18 protein-coding genes and 3 pseudogenes are annotated in these 17,219 nt (G+C 69.5%); 8 read left to right on the top strand and 13 right to left on the bottom strand.

Annotated elements, in window-relative coordinates; all coding sequences use genetic code 11:
* Positions 1 to 127: 127 nt before the first annotated feature.
* Positions 128 to 838: pseudogene (locus OTB20_RS40490) on the top strand (IS256 family transposase); the annotation flags it as partial.
* Positions 839 to 925: 87 nt separating this feature from the next.
* A pseudogene (locus tag OTB20_RS40485) lies at positions 926 to 1,042 on the top strand (IS5/IS1182 family transposase); the annotation flags it as partial.
* Positions 1,043 to 1,745: 703 nt separating this feature from the next.
* Here the strand turns inward: OTB20_RS40485 and OTB20_RS40480 are convergent.
* From OTB20_RS40480 to fxlM, 3 genes are all read right to left on the bottom strand, one after another.
* Positions 1,746 to 2,078: a transposase gene (locus OTB20_RS40480; RefSeq protein WP_267824913.1), complete on the bottom strand. Its 333-nt coding sequence runs from the start codon at positions 2,076 to 2,078 to the stop codon at positions 1,746 to 1,748.
* A 465-nt stretch (positions 2,079 to 2,543) separates the two neighbouring features.
* Positions 2,544 to 2,723 carry an FxLD family lanthipeptide gene (locus tag OTB20_RS40475; protein ID WP_267824912.1) on the bottom strand — a complete coding sequence of 60 codons (180 nt, stop codon included), beginning with the start codon at positions 2,721 to 2,723 and terminating at the stop codon, positions 2,544 to 2,546.
* A gap of 2 nt (positions 2,724 to 2,725) precedes the next feature.
* Entirely contained in the window at positions 2,726 to 3,745 is a 1,020-nt protein-coding gene (gene fxlM / locus OTB20_RS40470; protein WP_267824911.1) for a methyltransferase, FxLD system, read from the bottom strand.
* A gap of 254 nt (positions 3,746 to 3,999) precedes the next feature.
* Here fxlM and OTB20_RS40465 point away from each other — a divergent pair, with 254 nt between their 5' ends.
* Positions 4,000 to 4,566 (top strand): DM13 domain-containing protein, encoded by a 567-nt coding sequence (locus OTB20_RS40465; protein WP_267824910.1) that lies wholly within the window; start codon positions 4,000 to 4,002, stop codon positions 4,564 to 4,566.
* 1,061 nt (positions 4,567 to 5,627) lie between these two features.
* Here the strand turns inward: OTB20_RS40465 and OTB20_RS40460 are convergent.
* The 6 genes from OTB20_RS40460 to OTB20_RS40435 all read right to left on the bottom strand — a co-directional run bounded on the left by OTB20_RS40460 (position 5,628) and on the right by OTB20_RS40435 (position 10,038).
* Positions 5,628 to 6,008: a hypothetical protein gene (locus OTB20_RS40460; RefSeq protein WP_267824909.1), complete on the bottom strand. Its 381-nt coding sequence runs from the start codon at positions 6,006 to 6,008 to the stop codon at positions 5,628 to 5,630.
* A 102-nt stretch (positions 6,009 to 6,110) separates the two neighbouring features.
* On the bottom strand, positions 6,111 to 7,094 hold the full coding sequence (locus OTB20_RS40455) for a radical SAM protein (RefSeq protein ID WP_267824908.1): 984 nt from the start codon (positions 7,092 to 7,094) through the stop codon (positions 6,111 to 6,113).
* Positions 7,095 to 7,096: 2 nt separating this feature from the next.
* Positions 7,097 to 7,906: a phosphate/phosphite/phosphonate ABC transporter substrate-binding protein gene (locus tag OTB20_RS40450; RefSeq protein ID WP_267824907.1), complete on the bottom strand. Its 810-nt coding sequence runs from the start codon at positions 7,904 to 7,906 to the stop codon at positions 7,097 to 7,099.
* Positions 7,907 to 7,945: 39 nt separating this feature from the next.
* The gene (locus tag OTB20_RS40445; RefSeq protein ID WP_267824906.1) at positions 7,946 to 9,070 is read right to left on the bottom strand and encodes an acyl-CoA dehydrogenase family protein; all 1,125 of its coding nucleotides are present in this window, start codon (positions 9,068 to 9,070) and stop codon (positions 7,946 to 7,948) included.
* Positions 9,067 to 9,468 carry a hypothetical protein gene (locus OTB20_RS40440; protein WP_267824905.1) on the bottom strand — a complete coding sequence of 134 codons (402 nt, stop codon included), beginning with the start codon at positions 9,466 to 9,468 and terminating at the stop codon, positions 9,067 to 9,069. Before OTB20_RS40440 ends, OTB20_RS40445 begins: the two co-directional genes overlap by 4 nt.
* Before the next feature lie 18 nt (positions 9,469 to 9,486).
* Positions 9,487 to 10,038, bottom strand: a complete 552-nt coding sequence (locus OTB20_RS40435) for a DoxX family protein (protein ID WP_267824904.1) — start codon at positions 10,036 to 10,038, stop codon at positions 9,487 to 9,489.
* Between the two features lie 202 nt (positions 10,039 to 10,240).
* Here OTB20_RS40435 and OTB20_RS40430 point away from each other — a divergent pair, with 202 nt between their 5' ends.
* The 4 genes from OTB20_RS40430 to OTB20_RS40415 all read left to right on the top strand — a co-directional run bounded on the left by OTB20_RS40430 (position 10,241) and on the right by OTB20_RS40415 (position 14,448).
* Positions 10,241 to 11,296: an NAD-dependent epimerase/dehydratase family protein gene (locus OTB20_RS40430; protein ID WP_267824903.1), complete on the top strand. Its 1,056-nt coding sequence runs from the start codon at positions 10,241 to 10,243 to the stop codon at positions 11,294 to 11,296.
* Positions 11,297 to 11,626: 330 nt separating this feature from the next.
* Complete coding sequence (locus tag OTB20_RS40425; RefSeq protein ID WP_267824915.1) at positions 11,627 to 12,316, top strand: glycosyltransferase family 2 protein; 690 nt, start codon at positions 11,627 to 11,629, stop codon at positions 12,314 to 12,316.
* A 5-nt stretch (positions 12,317 to 12,321) separates the two neighbouring features.
* Positions 12,322 to 12,945, top strand: a complete 624-nt coding sequence (locus OTB20_RS40420) for a TIGR04282 family arsenosugar biosynthesis glycosyltransferase (protein WP_267824914.1) — start codon at positions 12,322 to 12,324, stop codon at positions 12,943 to 12,945.
* An 81-nt stretch (positions 12,946 to 13,026) separates the two neighbouring features.
* Positions 13,027 to 14,448, top strand: coding sequence for a glycosyltransferase family 87 protein (locus tag OTB20_RS40415; protein WP_267824902.1), 1,422 nt, complete (start codon positions 13,027 to 13,029; stop codon positions 14,446 to 14,448).
* 60 nt (positions 14,449 to 14,508) lie between these two features.
* On the opposite strand, the gene OTB20_RS40410 is transcribed toward OTB20_RS40415, so the two are convergent.
* On the bottom strand, positions 14,509 to 14,892 hold the full coding sequence (locus tag OTB20_RS40410; protein WP_267824901.1) for a hypothetical protein: 384 nt from the start codon (positions 14,890 to 14,892) through the stop codon (positions 14,509 to 14,511).
* A gap of 98 nt (positions 14,893 to 14,990) precedes the next feature.
* Between OTB20_RS40410 and OTB20_RS40405 the strand changes: the two genes are divergently transcribed.
* Positions 14,991 to 15,194, top strand: coding sequence for a hypothetical protein (locus OTB20_RS40405; RefSeq protein ID WP_267824900.1), 204 nt, complete (start codon positions 14,991 to 14,993; stop codon positions 15,192 to 15,194).
* A 15-nt stretch (positions 15,195 to 15,209) separates the two neighbouring features.
* Here OTB20_RS40405 and OTB20_RS40400 read toward each other — a convergent pair whose 3' ends face one another.
* From OTB20_RS40400 to OTB20_RS40390, 3 genes and pseudogenes are all read right to left on the bottom strand, one after another.
* Entirely contained in the window at positions 15,210 to 15,371 is a 162-nt protein-coding gene (locus OTB20_RS40400; RefSeq protein WP_267824899.1) for a hypothetical protein, read from the bottom strand.
* A gap of 138 nt (positions 15,372 to 15,509) precedes the next feature.
* Complete coding sequence (locus OTB20_RS40395) at positions 15,510 to 17,084, bottom strand: hypothetical protein (protein WP_267824898.1); 1,575 nt, start codon at positions 17,082 to 17,084, stop codon at positions 15,510 to 15,512.
* A 27-nt stretch (positions 17,085 to 17,111) separates the two neighbouring features.
* Positions 17,112 to 17,219 (bottom strand): annotated as a pseudogene (locus OTB20_RS40390) (IS5/IS1182 family transposase); the annotation flags it as partial.

Genomic DNA, 17,219 nt, shown 5'->3' with positions numbered 1-17,219 from the left:
AACATCAACCGGCTGAAGATGCTGAAGCGCCAGATGTTCGGCCGAGCCAGCCTCGATCTCCTTCGCAAACGCGTCCTGCTCGCACGATGACCCCGCCCCACCGGATCACAAGATCGTCGACAGAACCAAGGTCAGGGACGGTCAGGTCGCCAACCGGCCGGTCTATGTGGTCCTGGGCGTGACCGCCGACGGCTACCGCGACATCCTGGGCCTGTGGACCTCGGGCGGTGGCGAGGGCGCCAAGTACTGGCAGTCGGTGCTGACCGAGATCAAGAACCGCGGGGTCAAGGACTGCCTGATCCTGGTCTGCGACGGGCTGAGCGGGCTGCCCGAGGCGGTCGCCCAGGTCTGGCCGCAGACCGTGGTGCAAACCTGCATCGTCCACCTCCTGCGCAACTCCTTCCGCTACGCGTCGAGGAAGGACTGGGCCGCCATGGCCAAGGACCTCAAACCCGTCTACACCGCCCCCAACGAAGCCGCGGCTGTGGAGCGGTTCGCGGAGTTCGCCGGCATCTGGGAGTCCTCCTACCCGGCCGTGGTGAAACTGTGGGAACGGGCCTGGAGCGAAATGGTGCCCTTCCTCGCCTTCGACACCGACATCCGGCAGGTCATCGCCACCACCAACGCCATCGAGTCCCTCAACGCCCGCTACCGCCGAGCCGCCAGCGCCTGTGGTCACTTCCCCAACGAGCAGGCCGCCCTCAAACGCCTCTACCTGGCCACCCTCGCCCTCGACCCCACCGGACGCGGCCGTCAACGCTGGAGCAACCGCTGGAAAGGCGCACTCAACGCCTTCGACATCACCTTCGACGGCCGCCTGTCAGCCGGACAGCGGTGAGCCATCCAGCCCACGCCTGACAACAAGATCAACACCTAGACCGAACGGGTGGCATACACCTAGATCCTGATACTCCCCTGCGTCGGCGAGCAGGCCATGGCCGTGCTGAAGGGTTGGCGCCTCCTGCGGAAGCTCCGCTGCAGCACCAACCGGATCACCGACATCGTGAAGGCAGTCCTCGTCCTCCACCACGCCTCAATATGAGGTTGGAAAAGGCTCACTGATCGTCTGGTTCGGCCTCTGCAGGTAGAGGCCTGCTTGGATGTCTGCTGCGGCCGACCCAGGGGAACCGCCACGTGCCCGAGCGCGCGGCAGGCACGCGTGTCACTACGCCGCCATCGACTGGGGCCAACTGGTGGACGGGGAATCCACTGCTCATTCCACCGACCGTTCCTATGCGGGGCTGGGGCGCTAACGCACAGTAGAAGAAAGACATACAACAAAGGGATACCCATGTTCAATCTACTAAACCTGGTCCGCAGATCTCGGAGCGCCGTCAGCTACTGGCTTCACAATGGGCCATCCAATGGCGACCTTACGAACTCTGGCGGTCACATCGCCCAGTCTGGCAACTGGTCCCCCCGCCGGTGCTCGGATCATATGTAGCCATTACATTCAACAGCCCGCGCCGCAAGCCCGGACTGCGGACGGAAGACGAGCTCGGCCGGACTTGGACGGGGTGCTGATCTTCTCGGAGAAGACCCGGGTCGCACCCGGCTTCCGCCAGGGCGTCGAGCTCGGCGCGGAGCTGGGGGGCGAGCACGAAGCGCGGGGTGTGGTACTTCAGGGCGGCCTTGCCGCTGCGGGTGCGGCAGGTACTGCCGGCGGGCACCTCACAGTCGTCGACGGTGCGGGCGCGTGCGGCGTGGACGTGCCGCTTGAGGTCGGCGTTCAGGAGCTCGTCGGGTTAACGGGCCCCGGCCGCGTGCTGGTGGGCGCGAACGATCGTGGAGTCGACCGCGTCGACCCAGTCCAGATCGTCTTCGCTGTCGGCCGGGGCGAGCAGGGCTGCGAAGACTCGCTGCCACGTGCCGTCGATTGCCCACATCCGCAGTTGGCTGTGAGCGCCCTTCCAGTATCCGAAGCGCTCAGGGAGGCCCATCCAAGGCGCCCCGGTGCGGTACTTGAATGCGATCACGTCGATCACCTGACGGTGATCACGCCATCGCCCACCCCGCTGAGGTGCACGGTCCGGCAACAACGGCTCGATCGGCGCCCACTGAGCGTCAGAACGACACACATCAACCAGCGATCAGATGATCGGTAGGAAACGGCCTAGCCGCACCACCTCCTGCGCGGCCGGCGACAGCAACCACGCATCCCTCGCCTCCACCGGCATGGCCACTCCATGAGCTTGTTCAGTGGTGAGTCTCCAGGGTGAGGATGGCTTTGGTGATTGACGGAGTCTGCTGGGGTGGCAGCGGGCTTTGCGGAGGATGCGCCAGGGCCTTGATCCCCGCGATGTGGGCCCGTCAGGTCCACGTCCACGGCCGGGACACCTTCTCCCGGGTGGGTGGTGGCCCGGATCAGCAGTACGCCCGCGTGCCGGTACAGCCTTGCCGTCATGGCCCCTCGCCCCTCGCTCCGGTGTCCTTGCCGTGGTGGTGCCGCCGGGCACGCGAACGCGTGCCTGGCGGCGGGGGTGGGAGGTGAGGCGGCGCACCACGGCCGGCCGCGGTGCTCCACCTCGCCTTCGCGGCGACCGTCAGGAGGGGTCGCTGACGGAGGACGCGCAGGCGGTGGAGCCGTTGGAGCAGGTCGAACCGCAGCCGTCGTCGGTGCTGCGCAGGAGGCTCGCGACGGGCGCCCCGGCCTCGACCACACGCAGGTCCAGGGCGAATTCACTGCTGATGCCGGTAGTGGCCGTGGCGATCTGCTTGGTCATGATCACTTCTCCTTCTCGGTGGTGGTGCTCTGGCTGGCCTGACCCTCGGGGGGCCAGGAGATGACGATGCGGCGGTGCCGCTTGGTAATGACCCGCCCGGCGGGAAGCTCTGCCACGGGGGTGGCGACGGGGTAGGCGTAGATGACCGGCTCGCTGCGCCGGTGGTCCCGGTCCCAGACGCGGATCGCCTCCACCAGGGCCCCGGCTACGGCCTCCGCGTCGGGGTCGTAGCCGTGCGCCCCGAACTCGGCCCGGTCACCGGCGCGGCGAATGGTCAGGTGAGCGAGGGAAGCCCCGTCCAGGAGGGACAGGCAGGCGGACTTGTTCTGCGGGGCGACAAGCTCGGTGTCCAGGTCCGCGTCCACGGCCATAAGGCAGAAGCCGTCCAGGGCGGTCGCCAGCCACATCTGCAGGCTGGTGAACGGCTCGGTCAGAGCGACGGTGACCCCCGACCAGACCTCCGCCCGCTCGGTGTCGAACACCCCGTTCAGCGCGTCCGGGTCCTGGGGCCAGCCCTCATCGAAGCGGAGCGCGATCTCCTTGCCCTGCAGCAGGAGCAACCGCTCCTGGTGCTCTCCGGCACCCTGCATGGTGACGAAGCCGCACATCTCGGCGGACTGGGAGACCAAGCGGTCGCCGTCACGGTCGAAGGCCACCGACCGGCTCAGGCCACGCATCCGCAGTGGGACGACCAGGCGCCCGCCGTCGTTCAACTGGCCAGTCCACGCCGGCGGGATGTCCCAGGCGCCGACGGTGACGATCAGCCGGTCAAGGACCCCGGCCTCCGGCACCCCGTCCTCCGCGTCGCCGGTGAGGACGTTCACCCTCTCGTAGCCGTTCTCGTCCAGCAGCTTGCGGGCCCGCGCGGTCACGTCGCCGTCGATGTCGATGGTGGTGACCGTCCCGCGGTCACCGACGAGCTCCGCCATCAGCGCGGCGTTGCAGCCGCCGGAGCCGAGAAGCCGACGGGTTCGCCGAATCTCGAAGGGGAAGCTACGGGAACCCGAGGGGTATCTCGCCAAATTATCGCCTCAGACGTGTGGGTTCGCTGCTGAATCACGAGCGTTCGGGAGCCAATCCAGCATTCTGCGCGGCCCGAGTGCCGTCGATCACCGCGCGTCTCAGTCGTTCGCCTTGGTCCGCTCGGCGCTCTACCTGTGCCCTGTGTTGTTGCATCCGCTGTCCGGGACCTGTCCGGGATCTGGATCAGGGCTCACGCCGGTGGTGGAAGCCGTCTAGTCTCAGGCGGGAATCGGATCGAGTGGGGGGCAATTTTATGGCGCGCGGACGAATAGCAAGCAGGCCGGTCGTTCACGCTATCGCGGTGGTCGCGGTCGCCGTGATCGGCGTGGGCATGTATCTGTTTCAGCCCTGGAAGCTGTGGCAGGACGAGACGGTGCAAGAGGCCCTGCCCTCCGTGACCGCCACCGCCCCGGCCGGGTCGACCCCGCCCGGTGCGAGCTCGGCAACGCCGGCGGCGCCTGCGGTCCCGCAGGCCGTCGCAACGGGGCAGCTGATCAGTCATGAGCACACCACGACGGGCACCGTGAAGATTGTCCGCCTGGCGGATGGTTCGCACACGCTGCGGCTGGAGAATCTCGACACCAGCAACGGCCCGGACCTGCACGTGTGGCTGACCGACGCCCCGGTGAAGGAGGGCAAGGCGGGCTGGGAGGTCTTCGACGACGGCAAGTACGTCAGCCTGGGCAAGCTCAAGGGCAACAAGGGCGACCAGAACTACGTCCTTCCCACCGGTGTGGACCTCTCCCAGTACACGAGCGTGAGCATCTGGTGCGACCGCTTCAACGTTTCCTTCGGTGCCGCGGCACTCGACAAGGCCTGACAGGCGAATGAAGGCAAGCGGCCCGCCGACGGGAAGTCGGCGGGCCGCTTCGCCGCTCTGGGCGGCGATTTTAGTGCCAGGCACTCATCGTGGGCCAGGGCCTCGTCCGCGCCGTCGGCGAGATCGCCGGCGTCACCGAGCATGAGACCGACCGCGGCCTGAAGGAGGCCCTGGAAGTCGTACATCGGGACACCCGATGTACGACCGGTACATCAACCAGCCCGACCCGCTCGCCAATGACTCCCGCAACAGCATCGACCCCCGCTCAGCTGAAGTACCTGGACACCCTCGTCGCCAAGGCCGGGCCCCGACCGGTTCGACACCGCGTTCAACAATGCAGTCAAGGGCACCGGTGTCGCACCGCGCGACACCGGTGAGAAGGCGCAGACGGCGCTGGGGCGGCTGACCAAGACAGCGGCCCGCAAACTCATCACCGTACTCCTCGGCCCCTGACGGGACGAGCCATCGTGGGGGCGGTGGGGTGTCCAGGGACAGCTCCCTGGACACTCCGGCCCCAATCCCCAGGCCAGCGGCTCATGTCCTGTAGTCATGAACATCCGGGCCCCTTCACGGGCGCCCGCTCCGGGTACCGGCTTCCTGGTTCTCCCCCCGATCCGGGTGGAGCCGGTACCCGACCCCAGCAGCGGACCCGACCGTGGCCAAGAGCCCGGTAGCTGTGCCGCTGCCGTTCACGCACGTTGCCCGGGACGCCTCCAGCGTCCCCACGGACGCACACGCTCTTGATCCTTCACCGCCCATGGCCAGTCCCGTTGTGCCTCACACGGTGCGGGGCGCGGGCCGGGGATCACCGCGTCGGCAGCCATCGCCTCCGCGGCCGCGCGGGCGTCGCGGGCCCGGTCCTCAGCGTCCTGGGCGAGGTAGCGCGAGGCCTCGTCACCGGTGGCGTCGACGAGGCGGTGGAACAGGCTGGCACGCTTGTCGAGGTAGTGGAGGCGGGCGTCGTCGCCGGCAGTGATGTAGTGCTCGGCGGCGCTCAGCAGACCGATCAGCTCGGAGATCAGGATGGTGTCCGGGGTGCGTTCGCCCCCGCTCGGAGCCGGTCATGACAGCTGCCCGGCGAGCGCGGCCAGGCGCCCCATCTCGTCCATGCCGTCGTTGCAGCACTGTCCGCACACCAGGCGGAGCTTGTTCGGCTTCTCCGGCGCCGGGATGTAGTACGGCAGAAGGTCCTCGCCGCGCCGGCGGAGGTCGTAGTCGTACTCGGCGCACGGCAGACGCGCGGCCCGCGCCTGCTTCTCTGACAGGCGGGCCAGTCCGCCGCCAGGGCGACGCCCATCACCGCCATGCCCTCGGCCCGCGGCTCGAACATGGTGAAGCCCCAGCCCGGAGAGTCCTTGGGGATCTGCTCGACGGACTGCTTCAGCGACGGCATCCACCGCACCAGGTGCATCAAGTCCTTCCTGGCGATCTGACAGCAACACCGGTTTCCTGGTCCGTTCCTGGGACCCCTTGTCCCGGAACGTGCCCGGACCTGTGTCGTGCTGCGGCGATGAGCAGGGGGCCATCTCCTGTGGCTCGTTGACTCATGCGCAGGGGAAGGTGCGGGCGGCGGAGTCCGCCGTGTTCCGGTAGGAACGGTACTGCTCTCGTACGAGCTCGATGGCGGTGTCGAGGGGGAAGATGTGGCGGGTGACGAGCTGTTCTTCGTTGTCGGCTCCCACGGGGTGCCAGTAGACGCCATCGGCGGTGATGGTCACTTCCGGGATCAGGGTCTGGACGGTGAGTTCCAGGCCCTCGTCGGCGGCGCCCTCATGGGCGAGGGGGCGGACCACCTGGTTCTCGCGGGCGATGCTGAGCGAATCCAGGAAGGATCGCAGTTGACTCTCCTCGTGTCGGTCGTCGGTGGTGAGGGTGGCGGCCACCCGCACGGTGAAGCCCTCTCCGAGGGCGGTGCGGATGCCGGCGACGGCTTTGGCCCAGGTGCCTTTGCCGCGGTGGGAGTCGTGCAGGTCGGGGGTGGCGGAGTCAAGGCTGATCTGCAGGGTGAGCCGTTCGCGGGGCATCGCCTGGAGGATCTGGAGCCGTCGTCCGCGGAAGAGCATGCCGTTGGTGAGGAGGGTGGTGGGCAGCGCGGCGGTGCATGCGGCGACGATCTGGTCGAGGTCGGGCAGGATGAACGGTTCACCGCCGGTGAGCAGGATCTCCAGGACTCCGGCTTTAGGGGCGGCCTTCGCGATCTGCTGGACGCGGTCCACGCCCAGGGCTCGCCGCTCTGTTTGTGGTGAGGATCGGGCGCAGCAGTAGTCGCAGGCGAGGTTGCAGTCGAAGTTGGTGTAGAGCCACAGGCGTGCCCCGGGACGGCGGTCTTCGGGCAGGGCTGCCATGGGGTCGGGCGGGCGCCCGCGGCGGATGGTGATGCTGGTGTCGTCGGCAGCCACGAGTGTGTTGCCGGTACGGGCGCACCAGGCGGCGGCCAGTTCCGCGTCGCCGGGTGAGGCGACGGGCAGCGTGATCGTATCTCCGTCGGCGGTTGCGGAGACCTTCTCGAGCAGCTCAAGGATCACCATGGTCACCACCGGGCCGCGATCTGTTGTTCCTCGACCGCCTGGAAGAGGTCGGCGTAACCGTCGAGCTGCGGTCGTACCCACCGTGTGAGGCCTTCCAGTTCGAGGATCCGCCGGTGTTCGGGGTTGTTCCAGTCCATGGCGAGCAGGTGCGTGGTCCAGGCGTCGGCGCGGGTGGGGTCGAGGGTGTCGAGTGCGGTGAAGTTGCAGTGGCAGTAGGCGGGGCTGGTCCAGAACGCTTCGAGGGCGTCGGGCATGAGTTCGTCCCGGCCGATGGATTCCCAGGTGGAATTGCCGATCGCGGCGGCGTCGGCGTCGCCGTCTAGGACGGCCCGGATGGCGTCCAGTTCGCTGCGGCCGGTGTCGCCGTGCTTTCCCAGGTCGCTGTCGATGCGCAGGAGTTCCACGTCGCCGTTGGTGATGCCTTCGCGGCGCAGGTAGTGCAGGGGCAGGATCGCGGCCTGTGCGGAGTCGCGGCTGCCGAGGGCGAGACGTCGGCCTCTGAGGTCGGCGGGGCCGCGCAGTCCGGCCCCGGCGCGGCAGACGAGGTGGCTGCGGAAGGTGAGGTCGGTGTCGCGCATGGCCAGCGCCCGGGCCCGCTCGCCGCTCTGGAGGACGGTTCGCACCCAGGCAAGGTTGGTGTTCCAGGCGATGTCGATGGTCCCGGCCAGCAGTGCGTCGACCTGGCGGCCGTAGTTGGAGAAGAGAACGAAGTCCATCTCGACGGGGGCGGTGCGGTAGTAGTCGCGAATGCCTTCCCAGATGGGCACCACGTTGGGGGTGTAGGCCACCGCGCCGACGACCAGCGGTTCCATGAGGTCCTCCTTGCCGGGTGCGCCGGGTGGGCGTCCGGTTCAGCCGAATACCGGCTGGCCGGTGATGGCCTTGCCGTAGAAGTCGTACAAGACGTCGGCGGTGGGGGCCATGACGTGGCCGGCGCGGGCGTCGCGGAAGAACCGTTCGATGGCTAGGTGCTGGGAGAACGCGGCGCCGCCGCAGACCCGCATGGCGTCGTCGGTGACGGTCAGGGCGGTGTCGTTGGCCAGCGCCTTGACCCCGAGGACGTACAGCGGGGTCTGCTCGTCGGGTGCGGCGATGCTGGCCGCCGCGGCACGCAGGTAGGCGTGTGCGGCTTCCAGCTGGAGCGACATGCGGGCCAGGCGGGCGCGGATGGTGGGCAGCTCGGCGAGCCTCTGGCCGGTGTGCTGGAGGGTGGCGCCGCTGGTGTGGCGCACGGCTGCGTTCAGGGCGGCGCGTGCCAGGCCGAGGGAGACGGCGGCGTTGCCGAGGTTGAACCAGGGCATGACCGTCTCGGTCATCAGGGTGAGCCCGCTGCCGGAAGCTCCGAGGCGCAGGGTGTCGGGGACTGTCATGTCGAATCGCATGGGAGCGGAGGCGTTGCCGCGTAGGCCCAGACCGTGGAACGTGCCGGTGACGGCTACGCCCGGGGCGTCTGCTTCGATGGCGTACAGGTCGACGGTGCCCGCCTCGTCGGCGGAGAGCACGGATGTGATGTACATCTGTGCATGTCCGGCGGAGGTCACCCAGCTCTTCTCCGCGGTGAACTGCGCCTCCTGGCCGCCATTGCGTTTGGCCTGGGAGATCGGCGCCCAGAAGTGCGAGCGGGAGCCGGGTTCGCTGAACGCCAGCGTGGCCAGTGCCCTGCCCGTGGCCAGGTCGCCCGGCAGGTCCGGCATCCCCGGCGGTGCCGCGGCCAGTACCGTCATGGCACCACTGATGTGCATCAGGTAGACCATGGCCGTCGATCCGCAGACGCCCGCCAGCTCGGCCGTGACGTGGGCGAACTCTTCCGGGCCGGCTCCCAGCCCGCCCTCCCGCTCGGGCAGTGTCAGACCCAGCAGGCCGGACGCGCCCAGAGCTGCGACCGCTTCTTCGGGGAACCGGCCGTCCGTGTCAACGGCCGGCGCGTGTTCCGTGGCGGTGGCCAGGACGGGCTGCAACAGACTGTCGACGTTCATGCGGGATCGTGCCTTCCCGTGGAGGAAGTGGGGGCATCACGGTCGTCGGGTGCTGTGGTGAGGCCGAGGGCGAGCAGGCCCACGGCGAAACCGAGCAGCAGGGCGACGGTGGAACCGTCGCCCCCGAGCAGGTTCGCACCGGTCCAGCCGATCTGCACCAGCTGCAGGACGGCGGCCGCCAGGAAACCCGCCCCGGCCAGGACGATCAGCGACCGCACCGCCAAGAGCCCCGCCGTCACGGCGCCGGCGGCCAGGAGCAGCAGCACCAGCGTCCCTGTCCCGCCCAGCGAGACGATCCCCCACGGCGGGCCGTCGGCGATGGCCAGGACGCTGCTCGCCGCAGCGCCCACGCCCAGGCCGGCGGCCGTCCGGCCGATGGCGGATCGCGGAGTCTGCATGGGAATCCCTTCCTTGGTTCACGATGCCGCGAGCAGCACCCGCGACAGCCGGCCACCGCGTTGGCGCCACACCGGGCGCAGGGCGCCGTCCACGCCGTAGGCGCGTCCCGCAGCGGTGGCCAGCAGTGCCAGGTGCACGGCGTACATGAGGAAGTACGACCAGAACCACTCGTTCGGAGTATTCAAGACGGAGAACGTGATGGCGGTCGTCTGGGCCAGCCCGACCAGCGCCCAGAGGCGGGTTGCCAGGCCCACCAGGAGGAACGCGCCCAGGCATGCCTCGATCGCGAAGGCGCCCCAGGCGAACACCGCGAAATTGGGGATGATCACGTGCTCGACCAGCCACGCCCATGGGGCGAAGACCTCGTTGTCGACCCCTTTGAGGGTCCAGGCGTACAGGTCCTGAGGAGGGTCGGACTTGTTCCCGAAGCCCGGCGGGTGCTTCCAGGAAAGGTTCTGGATCCACAGCAGGCCGACCGTGACCCGGCATACGGCCAGGAGCACGCGGGAGAGGCGGGACGAGCCCAATGGCTCCAGGCCGGGGGGCGAGGACCGGTTGGTAGCGGCCATGCGAACGACCTCTGATCATGCTCCGAGAACGTGAGGATCATCTGCCGTACCTCCATCCACTCACGCTCCCCCGGACACGGCAAGCCGCAGGGCCTTGCGATGCGCGAACGGCAGGGCGTCAGTCGGCAACACTTCCGGGAACCGGTGACCTCCCGGCGCGCGACCGGACGGCAGGGAGTCGCAGCGCCTAGCGTTCACGGTCATGCGTGTACTTGTCACCGGGGGAGCTGGCTTCATCGGCTCGCACGTCGTCACTGCGCTCGCCGCCCGCGGCCATGAATCCGTCGTACTCGACGCTCTGCTGCCCTCGGCCCATCCGACCGCTCCACAGCCACCCGACGCGGCTGCGGACTGGATCCATGCGGATGTACGGGACCGGGTCGTGCTCGCCCGGGCGCTGCACGGCGTGGACGCGGTCTGTCATCAGGCGGCCATGGTGGGCCTGGGCAAGGACTTCGCCGACGCGCCCGCCTACGTGAGCTGCAACGACTTCGGGACTGCCGTGCTGCTGGCCACGATGGCGGAGACCGGGGTCTGCCGGCTGGTGCTCGCGGGATCGATGGTCGTGTACGGGGAAGGCCGCTACGACTGCCCCCGGCACGGGCCCGTGCACCCCGGGCCACGCGCGGCAGCGGATCTCGATGCCGGGCGTTTCGAGCCCTCCTGCCCTGACTGCGCCGCCGAGCTGGTACCCGGACTGGTGGACGAGGACGCACCGGCCGATCCGCGCAATGTGTACGCCTCAACCAAAATCGCCCAGGAGCATCTGACAGCCGCGTGGGCGCGGGCGACCGGCGGGCGGGCCGTGTCGCTGCGCTATCACAACGTGTACGGGCCGGGGATGCCGCGCAACACCCTGTACGGGGGTGTGGCGTCCTTCTTCCGGTCGGCGCTCGCCCGGGGCGAGGCGCCGAGGGTCTTCGAGGACGGCGGGCAGCGGCGGGACTTCGTGCATGTACGGGATGTGGCCTCGGCCAACGTGCTGGCGCTGGAGGCCCTCGCCGGCCGGGAGCCGGGCGTGCTGAGCGCGTTCAACACCGGCAGCGGCGAACCGCACACCGTCGGGGAGATGGCGACGGCGCTGGCCCGGGCGCACGGCGGCCCAAAACCCGTGGTCACCGGCGAGTACCGGCTGGGCGACGTACGGCACATCACCGCGTCCTCGCAGCGCCTGAACCGTGAGCTGGGCTGGCGGGCGGAGACCGGCTTCGCCGAGGGAATGGCGGAGTTCGCACGCAGCGGCGAACGCGGAACGTGATCTCGAAACCAGAGGACCGGCCGCCGCGTTCCGTACCGCCGGTCGGCCGTGCCCGCCGCCTCCTCGAACGCGGAAGTCCCTGTTCGAGAGCGAGACCGGCTGTTGCCGCAGCAACCCCGGACTGTTCCTCAGGGCCATGGCGCGGCACAGCCCCTCCCCCCAGCCCGTGGTGAGCATGCTGCGCGGCACGGGCCTGCCTCGGACCGGTCACGCGCTGCCCGGTGCCGAAGTCCGACGGCCTGGAGCCGACGACACGTCGCGGGTATCTTCACTCCTGAATATCCGGTTCTGGATGCGTACGGTGAGGACGTGACCGACCCGAATACGACGATGGTGGACGTCGTCCTGCCCTGCCTGGACGAAGCCTCCGCCCTGCCCTGGGTGCTGGAGCGCATCCCGCCCGCCTGGCGCGCGATCGTCGTCGACAACGGCTCCAGCGACGGCTCAGGGGCTATCGCCTCCGCGCTCGGCGCGTGCGTCGTGTACCAGCCGGAGCGTGGGTTCGGGGCCGCGTGCCAGGCGGGGCTGCTTGCGGCGGAGGCGGAGTTCGTCTGCTTCTGTGACTGCGACGCCTCCCTGGACCCCGGGCTGCTTCCCGTCTTCGTGCAGGAAGTGGCGGACGGAAAGGCAGACCTGGTGCTGGGGCGACGCTGGCCGCAGGGGCGCGGGGCATGGCCTGTTCATGCGCGGGCCGGGAATCTGGCCTTGTCCTGGATGGTGCGACGGCGCACTGGGCTGCGGCTGCACGATCTGGGGCCCATGCGTGCCGCCCGGCGTGAGCCGCTGGTCGGCCTCCACCTCACTGACCGGCGCAGCGGCTACCCGCTCCAGATGGTCGTGCGCGCGGCCGACGCGGGCTGGCGGGTCAGCGAAGTCGATGTCCCGTATCTGCCGCGGGCCGGGAAGTCGAGGGTCACCGGGACCTGGCGGGGTACCTGGCACGCGGTGCACGACATGCGCACCGTGCTCTCGCAGCCGCCGCTGCCCGTCCCGGCATCCGGTGGGGAGGATGCGCAGTGACCACGATGCTCATCCTTGCCAAGGAACCGGTGCCCGGGCGGGTGAAGACCCGCCTTACCCCGCCGTACACGCCCCAGGAGGCGGCGCTCCTGGCCCAGGCGATGCTCACCGACTCCCTGCAAGCAATGCTCGCGGCCCCCGCCGAGCGGCGGGTGCTGGTCCTCGACGGCACACCTGGACCCTGGGTGCCGCCCGGCATCGAGGTCGTGCCGCAGGGGCAGGGCCGGCTGGATGAACGGCTGGCCGCGGCATTCGGGGTGTGCACGGGTCCGGTCTTACTGATTGGTATGGACACTCCGCAGGTCACCCCCGCTGTCCTGGCGCCCGCGCTGGCCGAGGACGCCTGGCAGGGCTGCGACGCATGGTTCGGCCCGGCACTGGACGGTGGCTTCTGGGCGCTGGGACTCGCCGAACCCGATCCCGCACTGCTGCGCGGGGTACCGATGGACGTCCCCGACACCGGTGCCCTGCAACGCCAGCGGCTGACCGAGGCCGGGCTGACGGTGCGGGACCTGCCGGTGCTGCGGGACGTCGACACCGCCGCTGACGCGCGGGCGGTGGCGGCCCAGGCCCCGCACACCCGCTTCGCCACGAGCCTGGCCCTGCTGATACAGGCCAGGCCGCAATGACCGCCGGCTTCGTACCGCGTCCCCGCCTGCTAGGCGGGCATCACACCATCGGCTCAAGAGAGAAACGACGGCTGCCAACCGGTGACCAACGGACGTACATTCCACACCGGAATCCTGCTGGCCGCCCTGACCGCAGTCCTCGTCGTAGCCGTCCGCAAGGACGGCTACCACTTGGATCCGGCCTGGCTGTCCTGGTGGTACGTGTCGTGCTGGCTGCTGTTCGCCGCCGCGGTATGTTCGCTGCGGAAGGTGCCCGTCCGGCACGCTGTGGCGCTGGTGCTCGCGGGCGGCATCGCGGTGGCCGCCACGGGCCTGGCGGCTCCCCCGCGCACCAGCACCGACTCCTACCGCTACGCCTGGGACGGCCGGGTGCAGGCGGCCGGCATCTCCCCGTACGACCACGCGCCGGCCGACCCGGAACTGACCCGGCTTCGCGACAGCTGGCTCTTCCCCACCGGCGCCGCGTGCGCGCATCCGGACCGGGCGTGGATCCCCGCGCCCGCCGGTCACACGCACTGCACCCGCATCAACCGCCCGCAGGTCCACACCATCTACCCGCCCGTCGCCGAGGCCTACTTCCTCCTCGTCCATGCCCTCGCCCCGGACGGCGCCAGCCACAAACCACTCCAAGTCGGCGGGGCGCTGCTCTCGCTCAGCGTCACCGCCGCCCTGCTGTTGGTGCTGCGCCGGCGCGGCATTGTGCGGTGGGCCGCCTACTGGGCCTGGTGCCCGGCCGTGCCCGTCGAGGCGGTGAACAACGCACATGCCGATGTGCTCGGCGTGCTCCTGGCCGTCGTGGCGCTCGGTGTCGTGGCCCGGCGCCGGATCACGGGCGGCGCCCTGCTGGGCGCGGCCGTCGCGACCAAACTGCTGCCCGCCCTGGTGCTGCCCGGCGCGCTCTCGGGGGTGCGGCGGGTCCGGGACGCGGCGGCCGTACTGCTCCCCGCCGCCGCGGTGGTGGCCGTCGTCTATCTGCCGTACGAGCTGCTGTCCAAGGGCTCGGTCTTCGGCTACCTCGGCGGCTACGTCAAGGAGGAGGGCTACGACGACACCCCCTCCGGTAGCAACCGGTACGCGCTGCTGCGCCTGGTCCTGCCCGACTCCTGGGTCCTGCCCGCCGTGGCCGTCGGGATGCTGGCTGTCGTGTGGCATGTCCTGCGGCACGGCGATCGGGAGCGTCCCTGGGCCGGCGCCCTGCTGGTCACCGGCACGGCGTTCCTGCTGCTGACGCCGGGCTACTCCTGGTACGCGCTGCTGCTCGTCGCCCTGGTCGCACTGGACGGTCGCTGGGAGTGGCTGGGCATCGCGATGGCGGGGGCCGCGACCTACGTCACAGGACGGGCGTTCGACGATTGGCACACCGTGGGGACCACCGCGTACGCCATCGCGGCGGCCGCCGTACTCACCGGCTGGGCGCTGCGGCGCACCCGATGGACCCCGACCCGCGGGAAGCGCAAGTCGGCCTCCCCCATCCCGCTCGACTCCGCAGGGCATGAGGCGTGACGGGCTGTGCCGATGACACTCACAGGACCGGGCCCGCTCCCAACCCCCTGGAGAGCGGCATCAAGTGCGTCGCTCATGGCCTGGAGGGCCGGGCTCCTCGTCGGTGCCGGAAGCCTCCTGGCGCGTCTTGTGGCGGTGAATGGACACGGCAGCGATGAGCAGCAGTCCGAGCGCGGCGGCCACAAGGGGAACGCCGATACGGTCCAGGCCCTCGGCAGTCCACCGCTGGATTGTGCTCGCTGCGTCGATCACGGGGTCGCTGACATTCCCCCCACGCAGAACCCGGATCTCGTACCAGCCGTAGTACGCCACGTAGGCGCCGACCAGGAGCAGCAGGCCGCCGCCGGGGCGTGAGGCGACCGAGCCAAGGCGGCGGAGCCGGCCGAGGCGGGCGGTGCGGGTCAGCGCGACGGACAATGCGGCGGCGCCGACGATCGCGTCCATCCCGGCAGCGTATGCCGCGAAAGGTACGACACCCTCGAATGCCGATCCACTGCGGAACGCGCCGCCACGTCGGCCGCCAGGGTTCGTTGGATCCGGGCATGGAGCAGAAAACCGTTTCGCCTCCGGAGCGAGCCGGATTCGCCCGGCTGGCCGAGGAGTTCAGGCAGGGGTCCGACGCACCGATCTACGACGCCGTGGAGCGCCAGTGGCTCGCCGAGGGCCGGGAGGTGCCCCGCCGTCCGGGCCAGGCGTGGGGCGGCCGGCGCACGGTGAACACCGGAGACCTGTTCCACCGTGACTGAACCACACCCCGCACCTCACTCCGGCGCGTACAGCCGCTCGCGCAGGTACAGCAGGGCCGCGGTGTCCGCGGCGGCGGTCAAAGTGGCCAGCAGCGTGCGGATGCGGGCGTCGTCGCCCTCATGGACCGCCAGCCGCCGGGCCGGCCGAGGGTGCGCCATGGCCGACCGGGTCGCCACCCCCGCCACTCCTCGGGGTTCCCTCGCGCTGCCGTCATGTCGTCCCCCAACGGATCACAGTAGTCACAGGTCACGCGCCCTGGTGGGACTGCTGCGGTGACGCACGTCAGGGTCGTGATGCCGTGGGCCAGCGCAAACTTATGGAGCGATGGGGTCGGCGGGGAACCTCTCGGGGTGGGCTGACGCGAGGTAGTCCATGGCCGTGTCCTTGGTGATCCCGAAGACCGTCATCAGGTGTACCGGATCGGCGGTCGCCCGGGCCTCATCCAAGATCCTGTCGATGCGTACCTGCTCCGCGTTGATTCCGAGGCAGCGAAAGAAGTACTGGAATGCCTTGTGGCTCATTTGAGGTCCCGCAGGATCATGCGCCGTCACCCGCGTGACCAGCAGGTGTGGGTTGGTGGAGTGCGGCCAGCGTGCGGCACGTTCCTTGAGTATCGTGGCGATCAGGGACAGCGTGAAGTCGTCCAAGTAGACGAGCCGCGTCTGCCTGCCGGAGGTACCCCGCACGCCGAGGGTCCCCTTCGACCGGTTCAGATCGGACAGCAGCGTCCCGCGGATGGTGTGCGCCCGCAGCGCGTGGATCGCTGTCAGCGCGACGGCGACCCTGCCTGACGCGGTGGGAACACGGTCAATGAGCCCGACGAGCCGATCGGAGGGCACGGGCCTGCGGAGGGCGAAGCGGAACGTGAACGTCACTGAGCGGGCAGGATCATGAAAGATGACCCGCTCCCGCTTGAGTGCCCTGAACAGGGACCGCAAGGCGGTGAAGACACTATCAACACCGGAAGCGTTGTCGACAGCTCCTTGGACATGCGCTGTGGTGATCTCGCGTAAGGACGTCACCGCCGGTCCCCACGATTCCAACAAGGGCGTCGCGTAGCCGAGATAGCCGTTCACCGTCTTCCAGGGGAACGGGCGCGATGGCCGCCTGCCCTCGCCGCGCAGCACTGCGATCCATACGTCGACCTCCGGGAGCAGATGGGCAGGGATGCGTCGACGGAGGCGGGCGACACCTGCTCGGTGGGGGTCGGCGTGCCGGACGTGGTCAGGTATGAGCAGACCGCGTTCCGTGAGAAAGGGGATGAGCCGGCGGGCGTTGTAGGAGTTTCCCAGACGGGCGATTGCCCACAGGTCGGCTTCCTCAATTGGTGCCTCCACGCCCAGCCACGCCGTGATCATGGTCAGTGTCCGTTGGTGGGCGCTGGCGGCCCGGGGGCGCCACTGCTGACGGGCGGCGAGCTGGGCGAGCTCCCGGCGAAGTGCCTCTGCCCGGTCGCTGAGCGCGGGCAACTCGCGCTGATGCAGAACTTCCCAGTGCCGCGGCGGTGCGGGGAACAGAGCGAGCTGCCAGACGGTAGCGATCGTGGGAGACACCAAGGGCTGTCGGCGGTCCGCGGTCGATTCGGCGGCGACTGGGCGCTGGATGCCGTCCTGTCCAGTGACGAGTCGGTACCCGCGCCAGCGCGGCCGTAGCCCGGCTCCATCCATCCATAACTGGACGCCGGGCGTCAAAGCTCGCTCTCCGATGTGAGCAAGGGCGTACAGGCACATCCGGCATCGTCCCTGCTGCAGTGGCAGGTTCCGTCCGCAGCGCGCGCACGCGCCGACCTGGTGGTGGGCCTGCTTGAAGCGCTGGCACGGCAGGCACAGCCGGGCTCCGTCGGCCTTCCACGCCAGGCAGTGGGTGCAACTGGAGGCCAGTGCGACCATCTGGCGGGCTAGGTTCTGTTTCTTGGATCAGGTTCGGATCCAGATGATCAGGGCAGCGAGGGTGACGGTCCCGAGGTAGACGTACGCGCGTTTGTCGTAACGGGTGGCCACGGCCCGGAAGTTCTTGAGGCGGTT

The organism is Streptomyces sp. H27-H1, from assembly GCF_026627445.1.
GTDB lineage: Bacteria > Actinomycetota > Actinomycetes > Streptomycetales > Streptomycetaceae > Streptomyces.
Note: the sequence above shows the minus strand (reverse complement) of the source record. Positions and strands in the feature narration are given on the sequence as shown.

Coding starts and splice junctions, on each gene's coding strand:
- OTB20_RS40395 (WP_267824898.1), bottom strand. CDS start 17,084: ATGGTCGCACTGGCCTCCAGTTGCACCCACTGCCTGGCGTGGAAGGCC.
- OTB20_RS40410 (WP_267824901.1), bottom strand. CDS start 14,892: ATGGACGCGATCGTCGGCGCCGCCGCATTGTCCGTCGCGCTGACCCGC.
- OTB20_RS40440 (WP_267824905.1), bottom strand. CDS start 9,468: ATGCAGACTCCGCGATCCGCCATCGGCCGGACGGCCGCCGGCCTGGGC.
- OTB20_RS40405 (WP_267824900.1), top strand. CDS start 14,991: ATGGAGCAGAAAACCGTTTCGCCTCCGGAGCGAGCCGGATTCGCCCGG.
- OTB20_RS40475 (WP_267824912.1), bottom strand. CDS start 2,723: ATGACCAAGCAGATCGCCACGGCCACTACCGGCATCAGCAGTGAATTC.
- OTB20_RS40445 (WP_267824906.1), bottom strand. CDS start 9,070: ATGAACGTCGACAGTCTGTTGCAGCCCGTCCTGGCCACCGCCACGGAA.
- OTB20_RS40455 (WP_267824908.1), bottom strand. CDS start 7,094: ATGGTGATCCTTGAGCTGCTCGAGAAGGTCTCCGCAACCGCCGACGGA.
- OTB20_RS40465 (WP_267824910.1), top strand. CDS start 4,000: ATGGCGCGCGGACGAATAGCAAGCAGGCCGGTCGTTCACGCTATCGCG.
- OTB20_RS40430 (WP_267824903.1), top strand. CDS start 10,241: ATGCGTGTACTTGTCACCGGGGGAGCTGGCTTCATCGGCTCGCACGTC.
- OTB20_RS40420 (WP_267824914.1), top strand. CDS start 12,322: ATGCTCATCCTTGCCAAGGAACCGGTGCCCGGGCGGGTGAAGACCCGC.
- OTB20_RS40450 (WP_267824907.1), bottom strand. CDS start 7,906: ATGGAACCGCTGGTCGTCGGCGCGGTGGCCTACACCCCCAACGTGGTG.
- OTB20_RS40435 (WP_267824904.1), bottom strand. CDS start 10,038: ATGGCCGCTACCAACCGGTCCTCGCCCCCCGGCCTGGAGCCATTGGGC.
- OTB20_RS40425 (WP_267824915.1), top strand. CDS start 11,627: ATGGTGGACGTCGTCCTGCCCTGCCTGGACGAAGCCTCCGCCCTGCCC.